Below are 24,287 nucleotides of genomic sequence, written 5' to 3'. Positions count from 1 at the left end.
ACGCATCTGATACGGAATCCGCCAGCGGGGTAACGACGGGTCGCCAGAGACGTCGACGCCGGCCAATCAGAGAAAACCGAAATACCCGCGTGAAAGCGGCTTTCATTGTGTTGACTATTCCTCACAGCTAAATATCCGGTTCGAGAAGAAAGTACATTTCAGAGGATTCGTGGGACCGCACGATACCGAACGCGCGTGCCCGCGGACTACGAACATATGACAACTACGATAGACGGCAACGAGGTCGGGAATGGGATTCGAGCGGACGTATCGGACTCAGTCGAGGCGCTTCGAGACGAAGGGGTCACACCCGGACTGGCGACGGTTCTGATGAGCGACGACGGAGCGAGCAAGACGTACGTCTCGATGAAGCAGCAAGCGTGCGACGAACTCGGCATCGAGAGTTATCACCACGAGATCGACCCGGGGGCTCCGGCGGAAGTGTTGTTCGACCGCATCGACGAACTGAACGCCGATCCCGACGTGCACGGAATTCTCGTCCAGATGCCCGTGCCGGACCACGTCGACGAGCGGGCCGTGTTGAACCGAATCGAACCGGAGAAAGACGTCGACGGGTTCCACCCCGAAAACGTCGGTCGCCTCGTCGCGGGGAACGCGCGGTACAAGCCCTGCACCCCCCACGGCGTACAGAAGTTGTTGGAGGCCTACGACATCGAAACCGAAGGGAAAGACGCCGTCGTCGTCGGCCGCTCGGACATCGTCGGCAAACCGATGGCGAATCTGCTCATCCAGCGCGGCACGGGCGGGAACGCGACGACGACAGTGTGTCACTCACGGACACAGGACCTCGCCGAAAAGACGCGGAACGCGGACATCGTCGTCGCGGCCGCCGGCGTTCCGGAGATGATCGACGCCGAGATGCTGAGCGAGGGCGCGGTCGTGATCGACGTCGGGATCAATCGCGTCGACGCCAACACCGAGAAAGGGTACCAACTCGTCGGCGACGTCGACTTCGAGAGTGCCAAAGAGAAAGCGAGCGCGATCACGCCCGTCCCGGGCGGCGTCGGCCCACTCACGATTGCGATGCTGATGTACAACACCGTCAAAGCTGCGAGCATGCAGTCAGGCGTCGACGTCGACCTGCCGTAGGGAAATATAGTAACGTTTGCAAGTCTTCACTCACCTAATCGCACGCAGCCGTGCGATTGGCTGTGTGATCAGTTGCAAACGCTACTATAGGGCGGTGGGTGTTCGGGGAAATCGAGAGCAGTTCAGTGGGTGTTCGGGGAAATCGAGAGCGGTCCGATGGTTGCTCGGCGAGTCGAGAGCAGTCCGGTGGCTCTTTCAGCCCCCCAGTCCGAGACGCGGTATGGCCGAACCCGCCGCACACCACGTCGGCATCACTGTCTCGGATCTCGACCGCGCCGTCGCGTTCTATCGCGACGTACTGGGATTCGACGTCCTGACCCGGTTTTCCGTCGGTGGCGACGCGTTCGCGAGGGGCGTCGACGTCGACGGCGCGAGTGCCGATTTCGCTCACCTCGATGGCGGCGGCGTTCGGATCGAACTCGTGGCTTACGAGCCAACCGACGAGACGCAGGCCGAATCCGAAATACACCTGAACGCGCAGGGCGCAACGCACGTCGGCCTCTCTGTCGACGACGTAGCGGAGTTCTACGCCGAACTCCCTGAGCGCGTCGAGACGCTATCGGAACCCCAAACGACCGAAAGCGGAACGACCATTTTCTTCCTCAAGGACCCCGAAGGAAATCTGATCGAGATACTCTCGACCTGAGGAATTTTTTCGTCGAGACCGACCACGGAACCATCACGATCGATAGGCAAGTATCCGGGATTCGAGGAAAATATTAAATGATTCTTCAATACGGATCCGGATACGTGGATGAGAAATAAAAATACCCGAATGAGTACTGACGAAGCCTCATAACGATCCGGATACTACGAGGAAATACAATGGCTACTGCAAGCAAAAAGAACCACGCCCGCGGTGAATCGACCGAGACCGACTTCTATCTGCCTGCCGCGTCGATTTCGACGGCCCTCGACAAAGCCGGTTCTATCGTCAGCCGGCTCACGGGCGGTCACGGCGTAGTGTTGATCCCCGACTCGTACAACAAGTAATTGGACGCTCCCGCTTCGCGGGTGACGCGATGACCTATAGTGAGGCGGGAGACCCCCTCTCCCCCCTCCCTCCACTATGTCCGCTGTTCTCCGTCGATAGACGGGACGGTTCTGTCCGGATAGCGCATACGTCTCCAACGTGGATCGGTCACGATTCGCAGAGAGACGATGCTACAGGGCGCTCTGACTGATTGGGCATCCTCACGACGATGCCGAGCGGGCACACCACTATGTCCGCTGTTCTAGGTAGGATTCCGATGGGGGAAGCATCCGAGTCCAAGACACATTTTACCAGAAATAGAGCAGAGACGAGTTCAACGAACCCTCCCCCTCCACTATGTCCGCTGTTCTGCCGTACCCCTTGGTCGTGTTTGCGGTGTCACTTGCAGACGAGGGGGGCACACACCCCCTCCACTGTGTCCGCAGTTCTGGCGTCCAGAGGTGGTGAGAGGTGAGATTGAGATTGGAGATCGTCGTGCAAACCCAAACGTCGCAGATTTGCTCAAAACCGTCATAAGACGCGTTTTCAGGGAAGAAAGAGTAACTGGAACGGAGACGCTAATTGAGAACAGACGAGCGGAACCCCCGACGAGGCAGCTGACGTCAGTACGATACTGCCGTCGAGGATACCCACCACGATGTCCGCTGTTCTGTCTATTAGCCCGTAGTCAGGTCAGTGTCGGTTCGTAGGAACCACGAACTCAACAGTTCAGTAGGTGGCGTACGGCCAACCGCATCTATCGTGCGATCGGGACGCTAGCGACTACTAGGTCAAGTAGTCGCTGCGTTTCACCACTACGGACCTCGTCATCTGCAGCTATAATAAAACCAACGAAAATAATACACCAATTATTTCCTTCCCTTCTTCGTGCCCTGAACAGCGGACATAGTGGAGGGGGTGTGTTCCCCGAGATACTTATAAAGAACGAGAACAGCGGACACTGCGGACACGGTGGTTTTATTATCCTCGTGGCATATCAACGACGTATGGTCCTCTTCGAGCGGGACAACGAAATCTATCGCGACCGGGACGCCTTGCGGGAGGACTACCAGCCCGACGAGCTCGTGGGCCGGGACGAGGAGCTCCAGACGTACCAGGCAGCGCTCCAGCCCGTGATCAACGGTGAGCAGCCGAACAACATCTTCCTCTACGGGAAGACCGGTGTCGGGAAGACAGCGGCGACGAAGTACCTCCTTTCACACCTTCGGGAGGACGCCGCACAGTACGACGACATCGACCTCTCGGTCATCTTTCTGAACTGCGACGGTCTCACGAGCTCCTATCAGATTGCGACACGTCTCGTCAATAGCCTCCGCTCGGAAGCGAACCAGATCTCCACGACCGGATACCCGCTCGCATCCGTCTACGAGATGCTCTGGGAAGACCTTGACGCCCGCGGAGGGACTGTCCTCGTCGTCCTCGACGAGATCGACCACGTCAACGACGACAGCATCCTGTATCAACTGCCACGGGCTCGGGCGAACGGTGATCTCGAAACAGCGAAGATCGGGCTCATCGGTATCTCGAACGACTTCTCCTTCCGGGACGACCTCTCCCCGAAAGTCAAGAGCTCGCTGTGTGAACAGGAGATCCACTTCCCCGCGTACAACGCGGAGAATTTGCGTGCGATCCTCGAACAGCGCGGCGACGTCGCGTTCCACGACGATGTCCTCAGCGACGAGGTCATCCCGCTCTGTGCGGCCTACGGCGCGAAAGACGCCGGTGACGCGCGCCAGTCGATCGACCTCCTGATGAAAGCGGGCGACCTCGCCCGCGACGAGGAGACCTCGGTCGTGACCGAAGAACACGTGCGGCGTGGCCGCCGTGCACTCGAACGCGGCCGCATTAAGGAGGGGATCAACGGATTGACCGAGCACGGACATCTCGTTCTGTACGCGCTCTTGACGCTGGATCTCGACGGCGAGGCGCCGGTCCGCTCCCGCGACGTGCGTCCGCGCTACACGCGCTTCGCGGAACTCGCGAATCGTGACCCGCTCGTCCCGCGTCGGATGCGGGATCACCTGAGCGAACTCGCGATGCTCGGGATCGTCTCCGTCTCCGAACGCAACGAGGGTCGCCGCGGCGGGACGTACCGAGAGTACGCGCTCGATATGGACGTCGAACTCATTCTCTCGGCGATGATGGAGACGGTGGAACTCGTCGGCGTTCACGATTCCATCGCGTCCTACGTCGAGGAGGACGACGCCGACGGGAGCCCCACGCTCGAAGACTTCACGGAAGTCTGAGGTTACTGTCGATTGCCGCCGGCTCGTCTTTTCTGCGCCGCCTGCCACACCACTATGTCCGCTGTTCGGACCCGTTCGCCGCTGTTGCCGACCATTTCTCGGGATCCGCCAGTCTGCACCCCACCGTGTCCGCTGTTCGAATCCGATCGCCACTGTGTCTGGCCCTCTGGTTCGCGGATAACAGCGGACACAGGGGTGTGGGGGTGTTGGTATACGAGCCGAGTCCGTAGCTTTCGTTTAAATTCTGCTCACGCGTAACAACAGTTCGACGTACCCAGCACTCGACAGTTGTGTTCCTCCTTCTCATATCTATTCAGTAATTGTGTTCTCCAGTTTTGTTCATTAATTGTGTTCACTAACTACATTTGCTGTTTTTATTTACCGGTCACGTTTTGTTACCCACCTAAAAGCGATCCCGCTGTTTATAACGAGTTACCCGCATTGTGTACCCAGTGTATGTTCGGGACGAGTGGGATTCGCGGCCCAGTTGGAGACGTCGTCACGGCCGACCTCGCTCTCGACGTCGGGAGAGCGGTCGCAGCAGACACTCGGACGGTCGTCGTCGGCCGCGACGCGCGGACGACGGGCGCGGTTCTCGCCGACGCCCTTTCGGCCGGCCTGCGCGAGTGCGGTACAGACGTGATTCGCCTCGGCGTCGTTTCGACGCCGACACTCGCGCGAAGCGTCGAGTGGTTCGACGCCGACGCTGGAGTCGGAATCACGGCATCGCACAACCCCGCACCGGACAACGGAATCAAACTTTGGACACGCTCTGGGCAGTCGTTCCCTCCCGACCAGACGGCCGCTATCGAGGATCGACTCGCGTCGGACGTGGTCGACCACGCTGCCTGGGATGGCTTCGGTACTGAGACGAACGCCGCCGCCGACCCCTCCCAGCGTCACGTCGACCGCCTCGTCGACGTGTTCGACTCGGACGGGGATCAGCCTCTCACCGATCTCTCGGTCGTCGTCGATCTGGGCAACGGTACCGGACGCGCCACCGTCGATGCGCTCTACGAACTCGGCGCGACGGTTCACACGCTCGACGGGCAACGCGACGGTCGCTTCCCGGCGCGAAAGAGCGAACCGAACGCCGATACCCTGACCGCTCTCGCGGCCGCGGTACCGGCGCTGGATGCCGATTTCGGGATCGCACACGACGGCGATTCGGACCGAATGATGGCCGTCACGGGCAGTGGCGAGTTCGTCCCTGGCGACCTCCTCTTGGCACTGTTCGCACGCGACGCTGTCGAACGCGCGAGGACGAACGCCGAGTTCGCTGACACGGCCCCGCACGTCGCGGTCCCGGTAGACACGAGCCTCGTCGTCGCCGACGCCGTCACCGGCGCCGGGGGCGACGTGGAGTACACCCCAGTCGGCGACGTCCACGTCGCCGAAGCGGCCAGCGACGAGGCGTTCGTCTTCGGCGGTGAGCCGTCGGGTGCGTGGATCTGGCCGGGCGAGACGCTCGCTCCCGATGGCCACCACGCGGCGCTCAGTCTCGCGGTGCTCGTCCAGCAGCGAGGCCCACTCGCTGCGCTCGTCGATTCCCTGCCGGCTGAACAGTTTACGACTCGCCGTGCGAACGTCGAAGTCGACGACCGGGCCGAATCGATGGCCGCAATCGAATCGGTCTTTCGTGATCGCTTCGACGAGATCGATACGATCGACGGACTGCGCGTCGAGACCCACGAGGGATGGTTCCTCGTCAGGCCGAGCGGGACAGAACCGCTCGTTCGAGTGACTGCGGAAGCACGCGAGGAGAGCCACGCCGACGAACTTCTCGAGCTGGCGCTGGAAGTTGTGAACGCGGAGTCAGTCGGGACAGCAGACGCGTAGTCGTCGCGTGGCCGCTGTCTGTACCCGACGCTTGGGCCATTGCCAACGCGACTTGTAGCTCTCTTCACTCCCTCGTATGCCTTGCCTGAACAGCGGACATTGTGGTGTCCCTGGACGGTAGTATACTAAGCCGAATATCTATATAGTAAATAAAATAATCGAATATTTCGAAACAATTCCAATTAATATATTATATCCTAATTATCTGTAGAAGTATACATTGCCGCTCTCATACGGCTCAAAATCTATTTTCAGAAATTGGTACAAAATATATTTATTCTAAGTAACTGTCGACGCGGCGTCGGTCAATTCGGGTCGTCGTTTCACCAGATGATGGATTCTGGTAGTGTGTACATCCGAGTGTTTCGGCGATCGAAGTTCGACCGCACCGGGAAGGCTTTATGTTGGCCCGCATCCGGAGTATCTGGTATGAATACGGTGGCCGGCCACGGCGGGGATGTCGCGTGAGCGACCAATACATCACCTCCGAGGATCACCTGCCCGCCGACACCGACGGCGAACTCACGTTGCAGGTGATGGACCAGGAGACGAAACATATCTTCACCACGCGGGCCCGCATCGCTCGCGACCCAGCGGAGCTAACCGATCCAGACCCGCTTACCATCCTCCGAGGCCCTCACGAGAACCGTGAGGAGCAGTGGTACATCCAGATCATCGAGACGGACGTCGGCGAAGCCAGTGTCGACGAGACGGTGCTGAAAGAGTGTTTCGAGGAGAGTCAGGAGGGCTCGAACGTCTTGACCGCCCGGGGCGAAGACGTCAAGACGTTGGTCTCGTACCTGGTCGAGACCGGAGAGTACGATTCGGTCTCGACCGCAGTCCGGTCGCTGCTGCGCGATCACCTCTCCGAGACGCGCCCCGAGCTCGTGGAACGCTACGTCGACCTCCGAACCGAACGCGAACGCGAGGAGATGGAACTCAAACTCGGCGGCGGCGAGAAGGAATGAGCCGGCCGAATAGAGATGCTGGACGACCGCCGCGTCCGGACGGAGGCACTGTCGCTGCACCGGGACCCGAGGAACCGGCCAGCAGTCTCCGAACCTACCTGGCCGGGCTGGAAGCCGTCGGCGAACTCAACCGCATCGAGACCTCAGTCTCCTGGAATCTGGAAGCGAGCGCGATCACAATGCTCGCGAACGACCGCGACGACCGCGTGCCGGTCTTCGAGTCGGTCACCGAAAGCGAAATTCCGGCCCGGCTGGTCGGTGATCCCTACCGCGGCCCACGGAACCGGCCGTGGGCCCGCCCGGCACGGGCGCTGGGGCTCCCCCCATATCTCGACGGCGAGGAGTACTACGAACGCGTCATCGATCGACTCCGACGGCCGATCGAACCGACGATCGTCGACGACGAGACGGCGCCGTGTAAGGCTGTGATCCGGCGCGGGAGCGACGCGGACCTCTTCGCGCTCCCGTGGCCGTATATCCACGCCGCCGACGGCGGCCGCTACTCGAATCTCCACACGATGGTGGCTCCCGACCCCGACTCGACGTGGACTGACTGGTCGTCCCATCGCGCGATGATTCAGGACGGCGACCGCGCGAGCGTCCTCCTGCTGGCGGGCGAGCAGACGCCAAATCTGTTCTACTACCGGTACGAGCGCCGCGAGGAACCGATGCCCGTCGCGATCGCGGTGGGCGTCGAACCCGCCGCGCAGTTCACCGCGTCGATGTGGATCCCGACCGGAAGCGACGAGGCGGCCTTCGCCGGCGGGCTGAAAGGCGAACCAATCGAACTCGTCGAGTGTACGACCAACGACCTCAAAGTGCCCGCCAGCGCGGAGCTCGTCATCGAGGGGCAGATCCTCCCAGGCGAGCGGCTGGACGAAGGCCCGTTCGGCGATTACTTCGGCTATATGCACGGTCCGCGGCGCTCGATGCCGGTCCTGGAAGTCGAGGCCGTGACTCACCGCGAGCAGCCGCTGATTCCCTTCTGCGTCGAGGGATCGGGCGTCGGCTACTCCCAGAACACGAGTTCGACGACCGAAGTCGCGTGCGTCGGTCCGGACGCGACGCTCGGTCTCCGGGCCGCTGGCTACGACGTCGACCGGTGCGTTCCGTGGCGCTTCACCCCTCGAACGGTCTACGTCGTCTCGACGGACGTCCCGCGGCCGGGCTATCTCCACGAACTGGCGAACTTCATCTTCACTACCTGGGGAATGCTGCACGTCGACTTCTTCGTCTTCGTCGATCCCGACGTCGATCCCCTGTCGACGCGCGAAGTGCTCGAAGCCCTCGCGCTCTATGCCGACCCCGAAGAGGATTTCCACCAGTTCGGAGCCGAAGCGATGCCGAAAGTCCCACTGAACATCTATCAGACGCCCGAAGAGAAGGGGGACGCCGAGACCGGCACCTCCAAATCGAAGACGGCGAAAGCGTACATCGACGCCACCGCGGGTACAGATGCCGCCGCGCGCGACGGGGCGAGATCGGTTCCCGACGAGCAACTCCGCGAGCGCGCCCGCGAGATCCTCTCGGGTGCCGGTGTCGACCTGTCTACTGCCGACCTCGCCGGCGGGCCGAACGCCGATGTGGACTCCGCAAGCGGAGGTACCGAGCGATGACAGACTTTCGGACCCACCTCGATTCGCTCCGGGCGGCCGACGACCTCGTCGAGATCGGCGACCGCGTCCACTGGGCGGACACTGCCGCGGCGGTCGCCGGAGAAGCAGCCAGAGAGAACGGTCCAGCGGTCCTTCTGGGCAACACCGGCGGCACGGCGCGCCTCGTCAGTGGCGCACTCGGCGGGCCGGATCGCCTCGCAGTCCGTTCCCGCGAGCCGTGGTCCCGCGTCGGCGCAGCCCTGGACCTTGGCCTCGAAGCCGACTACCTCGACGTTCTCGATGCGCTGGTGGCTGCCCGGCGAGGAGGGCCGACTCCGGACACTGCACCGGCGTCAGCAACGGAGACGGGAGCCGACGTCAGATCTCTCGGCTTACCCGCCATCGACGGTGCGGACGTGCCAGTCGTCACGCTCGGTCTCGCGGCCATTCCAGCAGCGAGTCCCGACGACGGGCCGGACGCAGACGATTCGGCTGGACCCACCGTCGAGCAGACACACTGGCTCCCCGTTCGCGGGTCGATCCACGGGAGCGATACGCTTCGGCTGTCGGTGCCGTCGGACCCCGTTCAGCACGTCACGGACGACACGCCGATCACGGTCCTGTTGGGTGCCCCGCCGGCGGCGCTCGTCGGGGCCACGATGCGGTGGGTCGGCGACTCGCACGTCGCGGGCGCGCCGCACGTCGCGAGCGCTCTCGGGTCCATCTCGGTCGCAGCGACGCCAGCCGGCGCGGTTCCGGCCGCCAGTGAGGTGGTCGTCGAAGCAACGGTCGGTGACGATCCACCGACGGTCGGTGCGGACCAACGGGCGACGTCTGGTCGAGTGACTGACGCCCAGCCGACGAGTGAATCCGGCCCCGCCGGCCCGCGAGCCCCGTGGGAAGACGCCGTCGCGACCACGACGTTCGAGGCGCGCGTCGAGACCGTACGAACCCGCGAGGAGCCGCTGGTCCCCTTCTCGCCGACGGGCGCGCCGATGTCAGACGGGCGGACGCTTCTCTCGGTCATCGAGTCCGCGCGACTGTACGGCCGCGTGAACAACTACTGGGGCGTCGCGCCCGTCGAGTGGCTCGCGTTGCCGGCGGAGGCCGGCCTCGGAATCTGCCTCGTCGCGAGCGAGATTCTCTACGCCGGGTTCGAGTGGCAACTGGCGAACACCCTCTTTTCGTTCTCGCGCCTGTTCGACAAGGTCGTCGTCCTCGACACCGAGACGGCGCCGATGGATCTCGGGCGGGCCTTCGACGACATCTGGGTGAAAGCCCACCCCGCGAACGACTGGGAGTTCTCCGACTCGGAGGCGCCTGCCGCGACCGCGACCCACTACCGACGCGACGGGTCGACGGGTGCGAACGTCTACGTCAACGCCGCCTGGGACCCCCGCTGGGACGAAGAGTACATCGCACCGCGAGTCACGTTCGAGACGACGTACCCCGAGGACCTCCGTGAAGCCGTACGCACGGACTGGATGGACCTCGGATTCGACAACGGTCCCGAACACGAACCCGGCCACACAGAACGCGCGGACGAATCCCGTGAGAACTGACGATGTCTGAAGAACCCCCCGCTGTCGAACGTATCGCTCACACCGCGGCCAGTCCCGAAGGCGCAAACAGCACGTACGTCGTTCCCGACCGCGGCCTCGTGGTCGATCCCGGACCACCGGGAGACGACTCGTGGCAGACGCTCACCGAGGGGTTGTCTGCAGTGGGTCTGCCGCTCGGCGCCGTCGAGACGGTCGTCGTGAGCCACTGGCACGCGGACCACTCGGGGCTGGCTCCGCGCCTGGCTGCTGCCGCAGATGCGGAGTTGGTCCTCCACGAGGCGGACGCCCCGCTAGTCGCCGACTACGCGGTCGAGCGAACGCGCCGCGTCGACCGCGACGCCCGTCGGCTCTGCGAGTGGGGCGTCCCCGACGAGACGGTCGAGACGATCAAATCGGGGGACGACCCCTCGCCGATGCCCGATCAGTGTCCGGTGCGAGCCGTTTCCGACGGGGACCGCATCGCCGGGTTCGAAGCCTTCCACACGCCGGGCCACACGAGCGGGCACCTCTCGCTCGCCGCGTCCGACGCGCTCTTTCTCGGCGACGCCGTGCTCCCGACGTACACGCCCAACGTCGGCGGATCGGACACGCGGATGGACGCGGCGCTCGCCGTGTATCTCGACACGCTCGACCGCATCGAATCGCGCGCTCGCAGCGTCGGAGTTTCGAGCGACGGGACCGGGGATGTTTCGAGCGACGCGACCGGCGAATCCTCTCTCCGCGCGTTCCCCGGCCACGGCTCGTCGGTCGATCTCTTGGCTCGGATCGGCGTTATTCGCGAGCACCACGCCGAACGCGTCCGGGGGATGGTGCGCGCGCTCCCGGACTCCGGCCCCGGACGAACACCCTGGGAGGTTGCGGGGGACTGCTTCGGCGAGATGACGGGAATCCACGCGAAGATGGGCGCGGGCGAGGCCGCGGCGCATCTCGCGTTTGCTGCCGACCGCGGACTCGCCGCCCGCGATGACGATTCTTCAGTCCCCGGTGCTCCAGTTCGGTACGTCGCCGCCGACGCGGACCTGTCAGATCCGCTCGCGGACTGTCACTGAGGACGTGCTCGTCCCACGTCTGGGCACCGAGACGGGCGCGGGTCTTTCCACGAGAGAGTCACGTTACAGATAAGTCCCCTCACCGTCCAGAGGTAGGTATGACGCTACTGGAGCGCGCTCTTTCGGAAGAGCACCACGACGTTCTCGACCGTGCAGAGACGTTCGCGACGGAGACGCTCGCCCCCCGTGCCGAGGAGATCGAAAAGACGCGGGAGTTCCCGCGCGACGTCGTCGAGGCCGCTGGCGACGCCGGCCTGCTCGGGATCTTGATCCCCGAGGAGTACGGTGGTCTGGGCGGCGACTTCGTCTCGTACTGCCTGGCGCTCGAACGGATCGCCGAGGAGAGCGGGGCGGTCGCCGAGATCATTCAGGGCCACACGTTCGCGATGCTGCCGATTCTGAACTTCGGCAGCGACGAACAGCGCGAGCGCCTGCTGCCGAAGATGGTCGCCGGCGAGTCCGTCGGTGCGATGCTCCTGACCGAACCCGGCGCGGGGTCCTCGCCGACCGAACTCCAGACGGTCGCCGAAGCGACCGACGACGGCTACCACATCTCCGGTGAGAAGTCCTTCGGGACGAACGCGGGCGTCGCAGACGTTCACCTCGTCGTCGCGCGCAAGCGCCCCCAGCCCGAGGATTCCCACGGCGTGAGCGTCTTCATCGTTCCGAGCCCCGAGGACGTCGAGGGCTTCACCTTCGAGCGCGGCGAGTACCTCGGAATGCACGGCCACGTGACCGGCGACGCCACCTTCGAGGACGTCGCGGTCGACGCCGACGCCCTCCTCGGTCAGATCGGCGGCGGCTTCCGGATCGCGATGGGAACGATCGATATGGCGCGCACCGGCCTCGGAGCGATCGGCCTCGGCATCGGGCGGGCAGCGTTCGACGAAGCCGTCGACTACGCGGGCGACCGCGAGCAGGGCGGCAAAGCCGTCGGCGAGTATCAGGCCGTCCAGGTGCTCGTCGCCGAGATGGACTCGAAACTGGAGTCGGCCCGCAACCTCGTCTACGACTCCGCGATCCGCATCGCCGACGGCGAGGGCGACACCCGCGTCTCCTCGCGGGCGAAGTTCACCGCTAGCGACGCCGCGGAGTTCTGTGCCCGGAACGCGATGCAGATCTTCGGCGGGAAGGGCTACCGGACGGACTACCCGCTGGAGCGCTACTACCGCGACGCCCGCATCCTTTCGATCATCGGCGGCACCTCGGAGATCCAGAAGACGACCGTCGCGAGTGAGGCGCTGGGGCTCTGAGCGACGATGCCACGCAACTACGACAAGATCGCACTCACCGAGGACGAACAGGCGGACCTCTTTGAGGCGGCCGACGTCGCCCGCTTCGCCAGCGTCGGCCCCGACGGCCTCCCGCACGTCGTCCCGGTTGCGTTCACGATCGTCGACGGCCAACTCTGCTTCGAGACCGACGCCGACTCGGTGAAGGTCAAGAACGTCGAGGCGACTGGTAAAGCCGCCGCCGTCGTCGACGCGGGCGAGGCAGAGTTCAATCAGCACCGCGGAATCCAGTGGCGCGGGTCGGCGCGGGTCGTCGACGACCGGGAATTCGAAAAGGAGATCGAACGCGGGCTGTTCGGGACCGTCAAGTCCGTCCCGGACGCGGGCCGACACCAGCGCGTCAAGATCGCGCTCACGCCCGAACGGACGGTTTCCTGGGACTTCCGAAAAATCGGCTAACGGTTGCTGTAGCGACCACCGAACAACGAGAGTATTTTTCCGGTGATCGCCGGCTCGTGAGAGCGATCACCGGCGGACGGTCGCCCGCCCGTACGAAAACGGTATGGGATGACAGCAGGGTGAACGGTTGGGGAGTCGGCTGATACTGCTCAGCGCGTTCCGTCGCGCTCGCGCCCGGTGTCGGGCATCGCGCCGTCGTACTTGATCCGCTCGAAGATCGTGTGGCAGCCGTTGCAGTAGAACTGGCTCTTCGAGACCTCCGAGCCGAACGTCGATTCCAGTTCGGTGTCGGCAGACCCACAGAACGGGCAGACCGCCTCGACCTTCGCGCTCTCTTTTTGATGCTTGTCGCCGGCGGTGTCGTCGCTGCCGGGATCGGCGCGGCCACCGTCCGCGTTCGGGGTAGCGTTCGATGAACTCATTCGATCACGTACTCCTGGTTGGAGATTCCCTGTAGCTGTTCGACGACGCTCGGTTCGACGTGACCCTCGCCGCTGCGGCGGCGCGTTTCGTCCCACGCTTCGGGCTCGGGAACGTCCTCCTCGAGCGGGGGCACCGAGACGTCAGTTCCTGCGAACAGTTCCTCGTAGTGTTCGTGGAACGCGCCGCGGATCTCCGCGATCGACCGGTCCGTGAAGTCGGCGGAGACGAGCGGGTCCTCCGAGGAGCCGTAGCTCGACGGGCCGATGAACGCGAGGATGCCCGGGAAGTACCGCTCCAGCGCCGCTTCGACGGCCTCGGGCTGGTCTTCGGCCAGCGTCTCCAGACGGGCGTCGTGGTGTTCGAGGTGGAAGTACTCGTCTTCGCCCATCTTCTGGACCATTCCGGTGAAGTCGTCGTGGACGATCGCATCGAGCAGCAGCCACGCTGCGCGGTCGGCCAGCGCGACCTGCACGATGAAGGTCGGCCAGTTTTCGGCCTCCTCGTCGAGGATCGACGCGTTCGCGTACTCCTCTGCGCTGCGACTGGATTCGAGCCAGTCGTCTTCGACGCCCTGCTGCGTGAGCAGGCGGAACAGCTGTCGGACCTGCCCGATCTCGTCTTGGGCGTTACTGGCGCCCGAGATGTCGTCTTCGAGGTTCGGGCCCTTCAGCATCCACTCGCCGTAGCGCTGACCGAGCAGGAGTTTCGTGTCGGCGATGGCCTTCACGTAGTCGACTGCCGCCTCGGGCCAGGCGTTCTCGGCTTCGGCGCTCATCGCGCCCTCCCGCCCACGATGGGCTGTTCGTCGACTTCGAGCAGGTGTTCCTCACGGACGACGCCCATAAATTCCCAGTCCTCCTCGTCGTAGGTTCGGTGCGCGTAGATCCGTGCTAGACGGTCCGAATCGGCCTGGACTGTCCCAGCGTGAATCATATCGTCGCCGGCTTTGTGCCGGGTGAACACGTGGTATTTCATATTGCGATCCCCGCGTCTTTGAGTTCTTCGTGTGCCTTCTCGGTGAGCATATCCTTCGACCAGACGGGATCCCAGGTGATCTCGATTTCGACGTCGCTGACGCCGCGAACCGTTCGCAGCGCAGCACGAACGTCGTCTTGGATCATATCGTACGCCGGGCATCCCATACACGGGTAGGTCATCGTCACCGTGACGTCCCCGCCGTCGGCCTCGATGTCGTAGATCATCGCCATATCGACGAGGCTGACCGGGATGTGTGGGTCCGGGACGGTGTCGAGGGTGTCCCAGAGTTCCTGTTCGAACTCGTCGGCGTCCTCACCGGGGCCGATGTCGAAACCGACGGTTCCAGCGTCTGCGGCGTTCGTGCTCATCTCAGACACCCACTTTGATCTCTCCGGCCTGCAGCATATTGACGTACTTGTCGTTGGCCGGACCGCGGTCCCGCCAGCGGTCGAGTACGTCGTCCCAGCCGATCGGCTCCTCGAAGCGCCAGTCTTTGTTCTCGGCGTCGAAGGCGACGGGAGCGTCGTATTCGAGGACGTACTCGTCGGCTTCCTCGTCGTAGTGAGCGGGCACGTCGAGACCCAGGTCGTTGGCCAGCGGGACGGTGTGGCTCATCCACTCCTGGCGGAGTTCGTCGTTCGTCTTGCCCTTAATGCGGTAGTCGAGCTGGTCGGTGTTGTGCTTTTGATCGTCCGGAAGGCCGAACCACTCGATACCCATCGGGAACATCCAGTCGACGGCGTCCTGGACGAGCTGCTTGGTCTTGTCGGACTTGTTGGTAAGCCGACGCATCCAGGTCTCACCGTGACGGAGGTGGAACTGCTCTTCCTTGCCGACTTTTCGCAGGGCGCGCTTCCAGGGCGCATACGATGTGTTCTCCTCGATGTCGCTCAGGAGCACCATCCCGGCGCGGTCGAACATCCCGTGGGCGCTGACGAGTTCGGCGAAGGTGTCGAGGTGCTGGTCGAAGCCGTAGGTGTTGCGGAACTCGTGGGGCTCACGCTCGTAGATGAGTTCCTCGCGGTCCTCCCCGAGGTCTTCCAGGAGCCGGTAGGCGATGTGGCCGTGACCGAGTTCGTCCTGAATGACGCTGACACAGGAGGCGCGGGCGTCGAGCGTCGGCGCGTTCATCGATTGCTCGTAGTACGCCGGCGCACTCATCAGCTCGGTGTCCGCCGAGACTTTGAGCGTCGCCTTCAGCGCCTTCTTGTAGCCCTCTGTCATTTCGGACTCGTCTTCGATCATCCGACCGTTCTGGATCTGCTGTTTGAATCGTTTTTCCGTTGGCATGGCTTGTGAAACGCCTTCACTCCTGGGTTAGTGTGGATCGTTATTAAGGTTTCTCCCCAACGACGTATCGAGGACTCAATCTTTCGTGTGCCCCCGCGCATAGCCGCAGGCGCGCCTCCGCGCCCTGCCCAGGTCCTCGCCCGCCACGGGAAGGTCCTCCATCCCTTCCCTTCGACGGTCCGATCGTCGAGTCAACCGCCAATCAGCTCCCGCCGACCTGGACGCGAATCTTTTAGGAGGACCGGTTCGGTACGGAGAGTATGGGAATCCAAACACGATATGCCACTGAAGCGGATGGCGAGGAAATCTTGGACCTCTGGCACGGCTTCACCAGTCATCTCTCGGAGTACGACGAGCGATACAGCCACAGCGAAGAGGCCAACGAACGCTGGCTCCAGTACTTCGAAAATCAGCTCGTCGACTCGAAGTACGGCATCGTCCTGCTGGCCGAAAGCGACGACGCCGACGAACCGATCGGCGTTCTCGAAGCCCGCGTGATGGGTGATCACCCCATCTTCCAACTGGACAACCACGGATACGTCAACGGCCTGTTCGTTCGCGAGGACTACCGCCGACAAGGTGCGGCCGCGAAGATGCTCGAAGCAGCGGCCGAGTGGTTCTCCGAGGAACCGCGCGACGTCGATTACTACCGCATCGATGTCCTGGCGGGCGACGAAGGCGCCAAAGAGATGCTCGAAGCCCACGGGCTCGAACCGGTCGAACACGTCTACGAACAGCGTCTCTAATATGGTCGAATACTACGACGTCGAGTTCGTCGACGAGGGGCGGACCATCCAGGTCGCAGAGGACAAACCTATCTTGGAGGCCGCCGAGGAAGCCGGGCTCGACCTCCCCTACCAGTGTCGGATGGGCGTCTGTGGGGTCTGCTCGGCGATGCGCGTCGAGGAGGGCGAGGTCGAGCAGGTCGAGGGGATGTTCCTTTCCGATTCGGAGAAAGAGGAAGGATACGTTCTCACTTGCGTGGCCAAACCGCGGTCAGACCTGAAACTGCGCTCGCACGACAGCCCCTGAAACCGCATCGTCCCCCTGGCTGTTTTCTGTCCCGCTTCGTTCCTGACGATTTGCCATCACGTCGTGACCCCGGTCCGCGTATCGGAGCTGTATACAAAGATGTATACATCACTGTTTTCGGATCCTCTACGATTGTTTGACTGACTCCGACTCTCGGCATTACACACGTAAAGCTGTAATGTACTGCGCGCCGAACTACCGCGATCTTGCGCCGATCGGTCAGAGCTGCCGCTTATGTATACGCTTCTGTATACGCCGGTATCGGCGGCAATCGACGGCATCGTCGTTAAGTATTAATGGACCGACGGTGAATCGACGGACGATGTCAGACACCGACTTCGAAACCATCGAATGGTCTTACGACGAGGAGACCGGTCTCGGCCGCATCACGCTCGATCGACCCGAGGCGATGAACGCCATCAACATCCAGATGCAGCACGACCTCATCGACGCCTTCGACGCCTTCCAGGCGCTCGACGACGAGGGCGACGGCATCGCCGTACGAGCCGTCATCGTCGATTCCGCGGGCGAGAAGGCCTTCTGTTCCGGCCTCGACGTCGGCGAGATGAGCGACTTCTCGACGTACCACGAGAAAAAGCGCGTCCCGGATCTGTTCTGCGAGATGTGTGCGGCCTTCGAGGAGTACCACGCTCCGGTCATCGCGGCTGTCGACGGCCTCTGTCTCGGCGGCGGCTTCGAGATCGTGATGTCTTCGGACTTCCGCTTCGCCGTCGAAGAGGCCACGTTCGGCCAGCCTGAGGTCAACTTCGGCGTCCTCCCCGGCGGCGCAGCGGCCCAGCGCCTCACGACGATCGTCGGCGCGATGCGCGCGAAAGAGATCACGATGACCGGCGAACGAATCGGTGCGATCGAGGCGGCTGACGAGGGAATCCTCACAGATGCCGTTGCCGACGTAGACGAACTCGAAGAGCGGGTCGACGAGTTGGCGTCCGAACTCGCGAGTAAGCCCCCGCTCGCGGTCCGCTCGATCAAGCAGGCCTCGAACATCACCCGAAACGTCGGCTACGACGCCGGGATCGAGTTCGCCAGCCACGCGTGGCCCGCTCTGGCGCAGTCAGACGACTACGCGAAGGCGATCGACGCCTTCGGCACCGACGAACAGCCCGAATTCGAGGGGAAGTGAGCACTCGTGGCGGCTCCCTCCCCCGACATCCGTGAGTCGTTCGACTTCACGGATCAGACCGTCTGTGTGACCGGGGCGGCCCAGGGCATCGGCGAGGCCGTCGCTGAGGCTTTCGCCGCGCTCGGCGCGAACGTCGTCATCGCGGACCTCGACGGCGACGGCGCCCAAGACGTCGCAGACCGTCTCGCCGACGAGCACGACGTTCGCGCGATCGGCCTGGAAACCGACGTTTCGGAGTACGACGCCGCCGTCGCGATGGTTGAAGCCACCGTCGAGGAGTTCGGCGCGCTGGACGTCCTCGTCAACAACGCCGGTCTGATGGGAACGCAGCGGTTTCTCGATTCCGAGCCCGAAGACTGGCAGGCGAAACTCGGCGTGTCGCTCTTCGGCACGCTCAACTGCACCCACGCTGCGCTGCCCGGAATGGTCGAGCGCGGCGAGGGATCGGTCATCAACTACTCCAGCGCCTCCTACCGAGGTAACGACCCCGGTCTGGCCGTATACGGGGCTGCGAAGGCCGCCAACCGCTCGTTCACGAAGACGATGGCGGCCGAAGTGGGCGACTCCGGCGTCCGCGTGAACTGCGTCTCGCCCGGAACTGTCGAGACGCCCGCAACCGCTGGATTCGTCGAGAAGTACCGCGAGAAACTCGGCGAATCCTACGCGCTCGGCCGCGTCGGCCAACCCGAGGAGGTCGCACGCGGGGTCGTGTTCCTCGCGAGCGACGCCGCGAGCTGGATCACCGGCGAGACGCTCCACATCGACGGCGGCTATATGCGTCGCTGAGGGTCCCTCGGCTTTCGACGATTACTCGCCACGTTCTCCCGCGGCTGCACTCGCGGCTGCGGTGAAAACTTATGAGTCAGTCTGCACCGATAATCGAACACCCACGGGTATAGTTCCCGCCCTGTAGGTGGCCGTATACTCCAGATCGAGCTTACCTGAGAACTATTCTGAGATATAATAACTGTGGGGGGCGGGTGTGACGATGGCCGGTGTCCGCCCCTTACTGCGCTGCAGCCTATTTCCCGGTTGCCTGCCTACTGCTCGTACTGTTCGCGCGCTCGCTCCCGGAGCTTGACGCGCTGGATCTTGCCCGTCTCGGTCCGCGGGAGCTCGTCGACGTACTCGACCCGGCGCGGGTACTTGTACGGCGCCAGCGTGTTCTTGACGTGATTCTGGAGCGTCTCGGTCAGTTCCTCGCCCGCTTCAGCCCCGTCTGCGACGACGACGTAGGCCTTCACGACCTGACCGCGCTCTTCGTCCGGGGCGCCGATGACGGCGACCTCGGAGACCTCCTCGCGCTCTTCGAGTACGGCCTCGACTTCGGGACCGGGGATGTTGTAGCCGCTTGAGATGATGAGGTCGTCCTCGCGGGACTTGTACTCCAGGCGACCGTCCTCGCGGTGGACGTAGATGTCGCCCGGGAGGCTCCAGCCGTCGACGAGCGCTTCGTCCTGTTTCTCCGGCCGATTCCAGTAGGAGATACCCGTGGGGCCGCGCACGGCGAGCATCCCGGCTTCACCGCGGGGGAGTTCCTCGCCCGTGTCGGGGTCGATGACCTTGCACTCGTATCCGGGCACCGGATAGCCCGTCGCGCCGGGGTCGATCTCTTGGCCCTCGCGGTGGCTCACGAAGATGTGGAGCATCTCCGTCGTGCCGATCCCGTCGTAAATCTCGACACCGTAGCTGTCTTTGAAGTTGTTGAACGTGCTGTGGGTCAGCGGTTCGCCGGCGCTCATCGCCATCCGCAGCGAGGACGTATCGTACTCCTCGGGCCCGTCGGGGTGCTTCGAGAGCATCTGGTTGTACGCGGTCGGGATGGAGCACAGGATCGTGATCCCGTGGTTCTCGACGGCTTCGAGGAGGTCACCCGGCGAGGCGTTCTCGACGAGACTCGACGTGGCACCGAAACGCAGCGGGAACGTCACCAGGTCCCCGTAGCCGTAGGCGAAGGGTAGGGGTGGATTACCCCCGAAGACGTCGTCTTCGGTCGCGTTGAGACAGTAGCGGGCGTACGCGTCGGCGGTCGAGAGCACCTGTCGGTGCGTGTGCGTCGCGCCTTTCGGCTGGCCGGTCGTCCCGGACGTGTACAGCATCAGCGCGAGGTCGTCGCGCTCGGTCGCGTAGGCGTCGAGCTCGTCGCTGGCTGCCTCGGTCAGTTCGTCGTAGTCGGCGTGCTCGTGTTCGACCCCGTTTCGCTGGACGACGATGACGTTCTCGACGGTGTCGAGGTCCGGCAGCGCCTTGTTGATCTCCTCGAGGAGGTCGTCGTAGACGACTACCGTCGACGCCTCCGCGTTGTTGATGATGTGTACCAGTTCTTTCGCGCGCAAGAGTTTCATCGACGGCAGCGCCACCGCGCCGACCTTCTGAGCCGCGAGACAGGAGATGACGGCTTCCGGACGGTTGGTGAAGCGGACGACGACGCGATCGCCGGGCTCGACGCCCTGATCTAGGAAGGCGTTCCCCAAGCGGTTGACGCGCTCTTGCAGCTCTGCGTACGTGATTTCTCGATCCTCGAAGCGGATGGCGACGTTGTCGCCGCGCCCCTCCTCGACGTGGCGGTCGACCAACTGCTCGGCGACGTTGATCTCTTCGGGATAGTGCAGTTCCGGTAACGCGTGAACGAGCTGTGGCCCGTTGTCGGGAAGATACGACTCCGGTATATTCTCTTGCATCGCTTACTTCGAGTATCAGAATTTATCAGCAAATAGTTTGCGGTTGACTGTCACGGACGCCCCGTCATTTTACGCCGTTACAGTCTTTCTCGGTCCGCCTGTTCGGGGGCCTCGAAACTGACTGACGGCCCGTGTACGCCGACGCAGTCCCAGCGCGCGTGAGCAACCGGCGAGCGTCGTAGCGGCTATTTTTGCTTCTCGATTGCCACGTCGACCGTATTTCTCGCCGCTGTCTCGGCATTTGCCCCGATTTACCGTCCGTAACACCCCCTCTTAGGTGTCGATAACATTTGGTATATGATACGAACCGTCACATTCAAATCCCGTTACACAGTGAATGATGATGACAATGTCAAGGAAGACCTTCGACAGGCGGGCGGTTCTGAAAGCGACCGGCGGGGCTGCGACGATCGGACTGCTCGCTGGGTGTTCGAGCAACGGTGGCGACAACGGTGGAGGCGGCACCGAGACCGACGACTCGGGCGGCGGCGATACCACGACGACGACCTCCGGAGGCAGCGGCGACTCGGACGCTATCAACATCGGGTCGGTCCAGCCGCTCTCGGGTGGCTTCGCTCCGTGGGGACAGGCGCACTCTGCTGGCCTCGCGTTCGCTGTCCAGGAGATCAACGCCGACGGCGGCGTCCTCGGCGGCCGAAACCTGAACATCGTGGAGGCGAACTCCGAGAGCGACCCGGCCGAGGCGTCTTCGATCTTCGATCGCTTCGCCGAGCAGAACGATATCGTGGCCGCCACCGGCCCGGTGAGTTCCGACGTCGGGATCCGAACGTCCCGAACGGCGCAGGAACTCGGCGTCCCGATGATTATGCATATGGCCGGCTCGGACGAGACGATCACGCCCGAGACGCTTCACTCGTTCCGACTGGGGCTTCTTCCGGCGGCCACGACTATGCAGGCGCAGGCACAGTTCGTCGACGACGCCGGGTATCAGTCGGTCGGTGCCATCGTCGGTGACTACGCGTGGGGACAGTCGGTGAAGACCGGCATCGAGGAGAACTTCGGCATCGACGTCAACGTCCAGGTCGCACCCGTCGGTGCCAGCGACTTCTCGTCGTACATCCGCCGGATGCCCCAGGACGTCGAGATGGTCGTCGCGACGGGACACCCGCCGGGCTCGCTGACGATTACTCAACAGCTCTACGAGCTGGGGTACGAGCCAGAGATCATCACCGGCCCCGGTCTCCCGCCGGCCGTCATTCGCTCCGCGCTGGGTGAGAACGCGAGCCGCGGCTTCACGCACCTGCATATGAGCGACGTCTACACGGACGAGTACGCCGAAGTCGCACAGCGCTTCGGCGAGGAGGTCGGGAGCCAGTTCGACACGCACACGTCTTACGGCTACGTCACGGGCAAGATGATCGCCCAGGCGATCGAAGACGCCGGCGAAGCCAACCCCGAGGCCGTCACCGAGGCGATCCGGGCCATCGAGTTCGACACGCTGTTCCCCGAACCCATCCAGTACTCGGAGTACGGCGAACTCAAGAATCAGGTGCAACTCTACAGCACGTTCTCGCTGGACGCTCCGTCGTACTACCCCGACGGCAACTACAGCCTGCAAGAGAGCTTCCGGACCGACCCGCTTCCGGCACTCCCGCCCGAAGCCTGAGCTGACTCGGGGGCACCCTCCACGAGGGTACGTCCCTCCCCGCAGTGCGCTGCCGCGCTCGGCGCTGCACGCCTCTCGCTATTATGAATCCAATCTCACACGAAAATGCATCCGAAGTCGAAAAGTATACACTGGTATCCGTAATCTGGGGCAATAGATGGTAACAGTTAGCACATTGGCGGCACTCGCCGTCGACGGGCTCGCGTTCGGCGCGTCCTTGGCGCTTCTCGGCGTCGGGATCACGCTAGTCTACGGTCTGGGTGAGGTGTTGAACCTCGCGATCGGCGCGTTCGCGGTTATCGCCGCGATCACGGCCGCGCTCTTGGTCGATGGGGGTATGTCCCTCCCGATCGCTATCCTCGCGGGGCTCGCGTTCGTCGGCGTGTTCGGCTTACTCGTCGACCGGACGCTCCTCTCGTTGGTCTACCGCTCGGAGGGCGAAGAGCGGATCCTGCTGGGCATCTTCACGACGCTCGGCCTCACGGTGTTGCTGGAAGGGATTATGGTTAACTACGTCTCCTCGCGATACTCGCTCCCGCTCAATATCTCGCCGATCGACGTGGGCGCGACGGTCGTCACCGGCACGTCGGCCGTGAGTATCGTCGTCACTGCCGTGATAATCGCCGTCCTGTTCCTATTCCTGAATCGGACGTTCCTCGGGAAGGCAACGCGGACGATCTTCCAGGACGAGCGCGGCGCACGGCTGGTGGGCATCGATCCCCGAAAGCTCCGCACGCTGGTGTTCGTGCTCTCGGCAGTCGTCGCCGGGCTGGCGGGAATCCTCGCTGCGGCGCGCTCGAACGTCAGCGTGGCGAACAGTTTCCAGTTCACGACCTTCGCGCTCATCGTCTCGATCGTCGGCGGAATCCGAAGCCTCGTGGGAGCGGTCGTCGCCGGCCTCGTGCTCGGCTTGATCAACACGTACGCGAACTTCTTCGTCGGTTCGTACTTCGCGACGATCATCCTCTTCGGCGCGGCGATCGTTTTCCTCCTCGTTCGTCCGGAGGTGATGTCGTCGTGAACACCGATCGGCTTCCGGGCGCCCGCAGCCTCGCGCTCGTCGGCATCCTGTTCGTGATCGCTCCCCTGCCAGTGCTCGGCAGCGGCTACTACATCGGCGTCCTCTCGCGGATCCTCCTGTTCGCGCTGTTCGCGCTCGCGCTGAACATCGTGTTCGGGCACAACGACCAGCTGTTCCTCTTTATGGGGGGACTCGGTGGCGTCGGTGCGTATACCACTGCTCTGGTCGCGGACTCGTTCGGCGTGACGCCGTGGATCGGGCTGCCGGTGGCCGCGCTGCTCTGCGGTGTCATCGCGATGTCGGTGAGTTGGGTGTCCGCGCGGCGGCGCTTCACGGTCATCCTGATCTCGATCCTGACGCTGAACCTCCAGTTGGTGTTCTCGGAGGCGTTCATCGGCGCTCGGGACCTCACGGGCGGCTCGACGGGCTTCCCGTACGAACTGTTCTCGCTGTCGGGCGTAGCCGACGCGGTCGGCGTCCCCACGGCAGTGGTGCTGTACTATCTCATTCTGGCGTTCCTGCTCGCCGGGATGGTGCTGTACCTCTGGCTCATCAAGTCCTCTCGGTACGGGATCGCCTTCGAGGCCATCCGCGAGGACGAGCTGGCGGCCGAATCCATCGGGATCGACGTGGTCCGCTACAAGGCCATCGCGGGCTTCATCGCGGGCGTGCTCATCGCGATCGCCGGCACGCTGCTGGCCCGCGAGGCGTCCTACATCACGCCCTCGATCTTCACGTTCCTCGCGGTCGACGTGATCGCACTGATCGTCCTCATCGTCGGGGGTATCCGGCGGACCTACGGCCCGATCGTGGGCGCGATCATCGTCGAAGTCATCGAGGCGGCGCTCGGGACCTACGCGGCCAACTGGCGGACGGCCATCTTCGGCGGCCTGCTGATCATCCTGTTCCTGTACTTCCGCAGCGGCGTCATCGTCGCCGCCGAGGACCTCCTCGAAGACTGGGACATCTCGCTCGGTGGCGGCAACGGCGGAACGCCCACAGAGGCCGACGCAGAGAGCTAATCTCTCGCGTCGCTT

24 protein-coding genes are annotated in these 24,287 nt (G+C 63.5%); 18 read left to right on the top strand and 6 right to left on the bottom strand.

Annotated elements, in window-relative coordinates:
- Positions 1–216: 216 nt before the first annotated feature.
- The 11 genes from NO347_RS09105 to NO347_RS09055 all read left to right on the top strand — a co-directional run bounded on the left by NO347_RS09105 (position 217) and on the right by NO347_RS09055 (position 13,054).
- A complete protein-coding gene (locus NO347_RS09105; protein ID WP_256289301.1) occupies positions 217–1,110 on the top strand; it encodes a bifunctional methylenetetrahydrofolate dehydrogenase/methenyltetrahydrofolate cyclohydrolase in 894 nt (297 codons plus the stop codon).
- A 220-nt stretch (positions 1,111–1,330) separates the two neighbouring features.
- Complete coding sequence (locus NO347_RS09100; RefSeq protein ID WP_256289300.1) at positions 1,331–1,756, top strand: VOC family protein; 426 nt, start codon at positions 1,331–1,333, stop codon at positions 1,754–1,756.
- Positions 1,757–1,935: 179 nt separating this feature from the next.
- Positions 1,936–2,103: a hypothetical protein gene (locus NO347_RS09095; protein ID WP_199723065.1), complete on the top strand. Its 168-nt coding sequence runs from the start codon at positions 1,936–1,938 to the stop codon at positions 2,101–2,103.
- A 987-nt stretch (positions 2,104–3,090) separates the two neighbouring features.
- Positions 3,091–4,350 carry an orc1/cdc6 family replication initiation protein gene (locus NO347_RS09090; RefSeq protein ID WP_121570022.1) on the top strand — a complete coding sequence of 420 codons (1,260 nt, stop codon included), beginning with the start codon at positions 3,091–3,093 and terminating at the stop codon, positions 4,348–4,350.
- A gap of 456 nt (positions 4,351–4,806) precedes the next feature.
- The gene (locus NO347_RS09085; RefSeq protein WP_256289299.1) at positions 4,807–6,189 is read left to right on the top strand and encodes a phosphopentomutase/phosphoglucosamine mutase; all 1,383 of its coding nucleotides are present in this window, start codon (positions 4,807–4,809) and stop codon (positions 6,187–6,189) included.
- A gap of 464 nt (positions 6,190–6,653) precedes the next feature.
- On the top strand, positions 6,654–7,157 hold the full coding sequence (locus tag NO347_RS09080) for a hypothetical protein (RefSeq protein WP_256289298.1): 504 nt from the start codon (positions 6,654–6,656) through the stop codon (positions 7,155–7,157).
- Positions 7,154–8,773 (top strand): UbiD family decarboxylase, encoded by a 1,620-nt coding sequence (locus NO347_RS09075; protein WP_256289297.1) that lies wholly within the window; start codon positions 7,154–7,156, stop codon positions 8,771–8,773. Before NO347_RS09080 ends, NO347_RS09075 begins: the two co-directional genes overlap by 4 nt.
- On the top strand, positions 8,770–10,314 hold the full coding sequence (locus NO347_RS09070) for a UbiD family decarboxylase (RefSeq protein WP_256289296.1): 1,545 nt from the start codon (positions 8,770–8,772) through the stop codon (positions 10,312–10,314). The genes NO347_RS09075 and NO347_RS09070 overlap by 4 nt, the downstream gene beginning before the upstream one ends.
- Positions 10,315–10,316: 2 nt before the next feature.
- Entirely contained in the window at positions 10,317–11,363 is a 1,047-nt protein-coding gene (locus tag NO347_RS09065) for an MBL fold metallo-hydrolase (RefSeq protein WP_256289295.1), read from the top strand.
- A gap of 98 nt (positions 11,364–11,461) precedes the next feature.
- Positions 11,462–12,616, top strand: a complete 1,155-nt coding sequence (locus NO347_RS09060) for an acyl-CoA dehydrogenase family protein (protein ID WP_256289294.1) — start codon at positions 11,462–11,464, stop codon at positions 12,614–12,616.
- Between the two features lie 6 nt (positions 12,617–12,622).
- Positions 12,623–13,054, top strand: coding sequence for a pyridoxamine 5'-phosphate oxidase family protein (locus NO347_RS09055; RefSeq protein WP_256289293.1), 432 nt, complete (start codon positions 12,623–12,625; stop codon positions 13,052–13,054).
- A gap of 149 nt (positions 13,055–13,203) precedes the next feature.
- Here the strand turns inward: NO347_RS09055 and NO347_RS09050 are convergent, their stop codons facing one another.
- From NO347_RS09050 to NO347_RS09030, 5 genes are read right to left on the bottom strand one after another with little or no spacing between them, the layout of a single operon-like run.
- Positions 13,204–13,476 carry a PaaD-like zinc ribbon domain-containing protein gene (locus NO347_RS09050; RefSeq protein WP_256289292.1) on the bottom strand — a complete coding sequence of 91 codons (273 nt, stop codon included), beginning with the start codon at positions 13,474–13,476 and terminating at the stop codon, positions 13,204–13,206.
- Entirely contained in the window at positions 13,473–14,252 is a 780-nt protein-coding gene (locus NO347_RS09045; protein ID WP_256289291.1) for a Phenylacetic acid catabolic protein, read from the bottom strand. The genes NO347_RS09050 and NO347_RS09045 overlap by 4 nt, the downstream gene beginning before the upstream one ends.
- Positions 14,249–14,452 carry a phenylacetic acid degradation PaaB family protein gene (locus tag NO347_RS09040; protein WP_256289290.1) on the bottom strand — a complete coding sequence of 68 codons (204 nt, stop codon included), beginning with the start codon at positions 14,450–14,452 and terminating at the stop codon, positions 14,249–14,251. Before NO347_RS09040 ends, NO347_RS09045 begins: the two co-directional genes overlap by 4 nt.
- Positions 14,449–14,823, bottom strand: a complete 375-nt coding sequence (locus tag NO347_RS09035) for a metal-sulfur cluster assembly factor (protein ID WP_121570034.1) — start codon at positions 14,821–14,823, stop codon at positions 14,449–14,451. Before NO347_RS09035 ends, NO347_RS09040 begins: the two co-directional genes overlap by 4 nt.
- A gap of 1 nt (position 14,824) precedes the next feature.
- The gene (locus tag NO347_RS09030) at positions 14,825–15,745 is read right to left on the bottom strand and encodes a Phenylacetic acid catabolic protein (RefSeq protein ID WP_256289289.1); all 921 of its coding nucleotides are present in this window, start codon (positions 15,743–15,745) and stop codon (positions 14,825–14,827) included.
- Positions 15,746–16,005: 260 nt separating this feature from the next.
- Here NO347_RS09030 and NO347_RS09025 point away from each other — a divergent pair, with 260 nt between their 5' ends.
- The 4 genes from NO347_RS09025 to NO347_RS09010 all read left to right on the top strand — a co-directional run bounded on the left by NO347_RS09025 (position 16,006) and on the right by NO347_RS09010 (position 18,707).
- On the top strand, positions 16,006–16,491 hold the full coding sequence (locus NO347_RS09025; protein ID WP_121570036.1) for a GNAT family N-acetyltransferase: 486 nt from the start codon (positions 16,006–16,008) through the stop codon (positions 16,489–16,491).
- Between the two features lies 1 nt (position 16,492).
- The gene (locus NO347_RS09020) at positions 16,493–16,777 is read left to right on the top strand and encodes a 2Fe-2S iron-sulfur cluster-binding protein (protein WP_256289288.1); all 285 of its coding nucleotides are present in this window, start codon (positions 16,493–16,495) and stop codon (positions 16,775–16,777) included.
- A gap of 322 nt (positions 16,778–17,099) precedes the next feature.
- A complete protein-coding gene (locus NO347_RS09015; protein WP_256289287.1) occupies positions 17,100–17,921 on the top strand; it encodes an enoyl-CoA hydratase/isomerase family protein in 822 nt (273 codons plus the stop codon).
- Between the two features lie 6 nt (positions 17,922–17,927).
- Entirely contained in the window at positions 17,928–18,707 is a 780-nt protein-coding gene (locus NO347_RS09010; protein ID WP_256289286.1) for an SDR family NAD(P)-dependent oxidoreductase, read from the top strand.
- Positions 18,708–18,961: 254 nt separating this feature from the next.
- Here the strand turns inward: NO347_RS09010 and NO347_RS09005 are convergent, their stop codons facing one another.
- Positions 18,962–20,602, bottom strand: a complete 1,641-nt coding sequence (locus tag NO347_RS09005; RefSeq protein ID WP_256289285.1) for an acetate--CoA ligase — start codon at positions 20,600–20,602, stop codon at positions 18,962–18,964.
- Positions 20,603–20,951: 349 nt separating this feature from the next.
- On the opposite strand from NO347_RS09005, the gene NO347_RS09000 reads away from it, so the two are divergent.
- The 3 genes from NO347_RS09000 to NO347_RS08990 all read left to right on the top strand — a co-directional run bounded on the left by NO347_RS09000 (position 20,952) and on the right by NO347_RS08990 (position 24,272).
- Entirely contained in the window at positions 20,952–22,229 is a 1,278-nt protein-coding gene (locus NO347_RS09000) for an ABC transporter substrate-binding protein (protein ID WP_256289284.1), read from the top strand.
- 157 nt (positions 22,230–22,386) lie between these two features.
- Positions 22,387–23,250, top strand: coding sequence for a branched-chain amino acid ABC transporter permease (locus NO347_RS08995; protein WP_256289283.1), 864 nt, complete (start codon positions 22,387–22,389; stop codon positions 23,248–23,250).
- Positions 23,247–24,272, top strand: coding sequence for a branched-chain amino acid ABC transporter permease (locus tag NO347_RS08990; RefSeq protein ID WP_256289282.1), 1,026 nt, complete (start codon positions 23,247–23,249; stop codon positions 24,270–24,272). Before NO347_RS08995 ends, NO347_RS08990 begins: the two co-directional genes overlap by 4 nt.
- Positions 24,273–24,287: the final 15 nt, after the last annotated feature.

The sequence above is a fragment of the Halobellus inordinatus genome (assembly GCF_024464655.1).
Lineage (GTDB): Archaea > Halobacteriota > Halobacteria > Halobacteriales > Haloferacaceae > Haloquadratum > Haloquadratum inordinatus.
The sequence above is the reverse complement of the archived record's forward strand: the minus strand, read 5'-3'. Positions and strand labels throughout refer to the sequence as shown.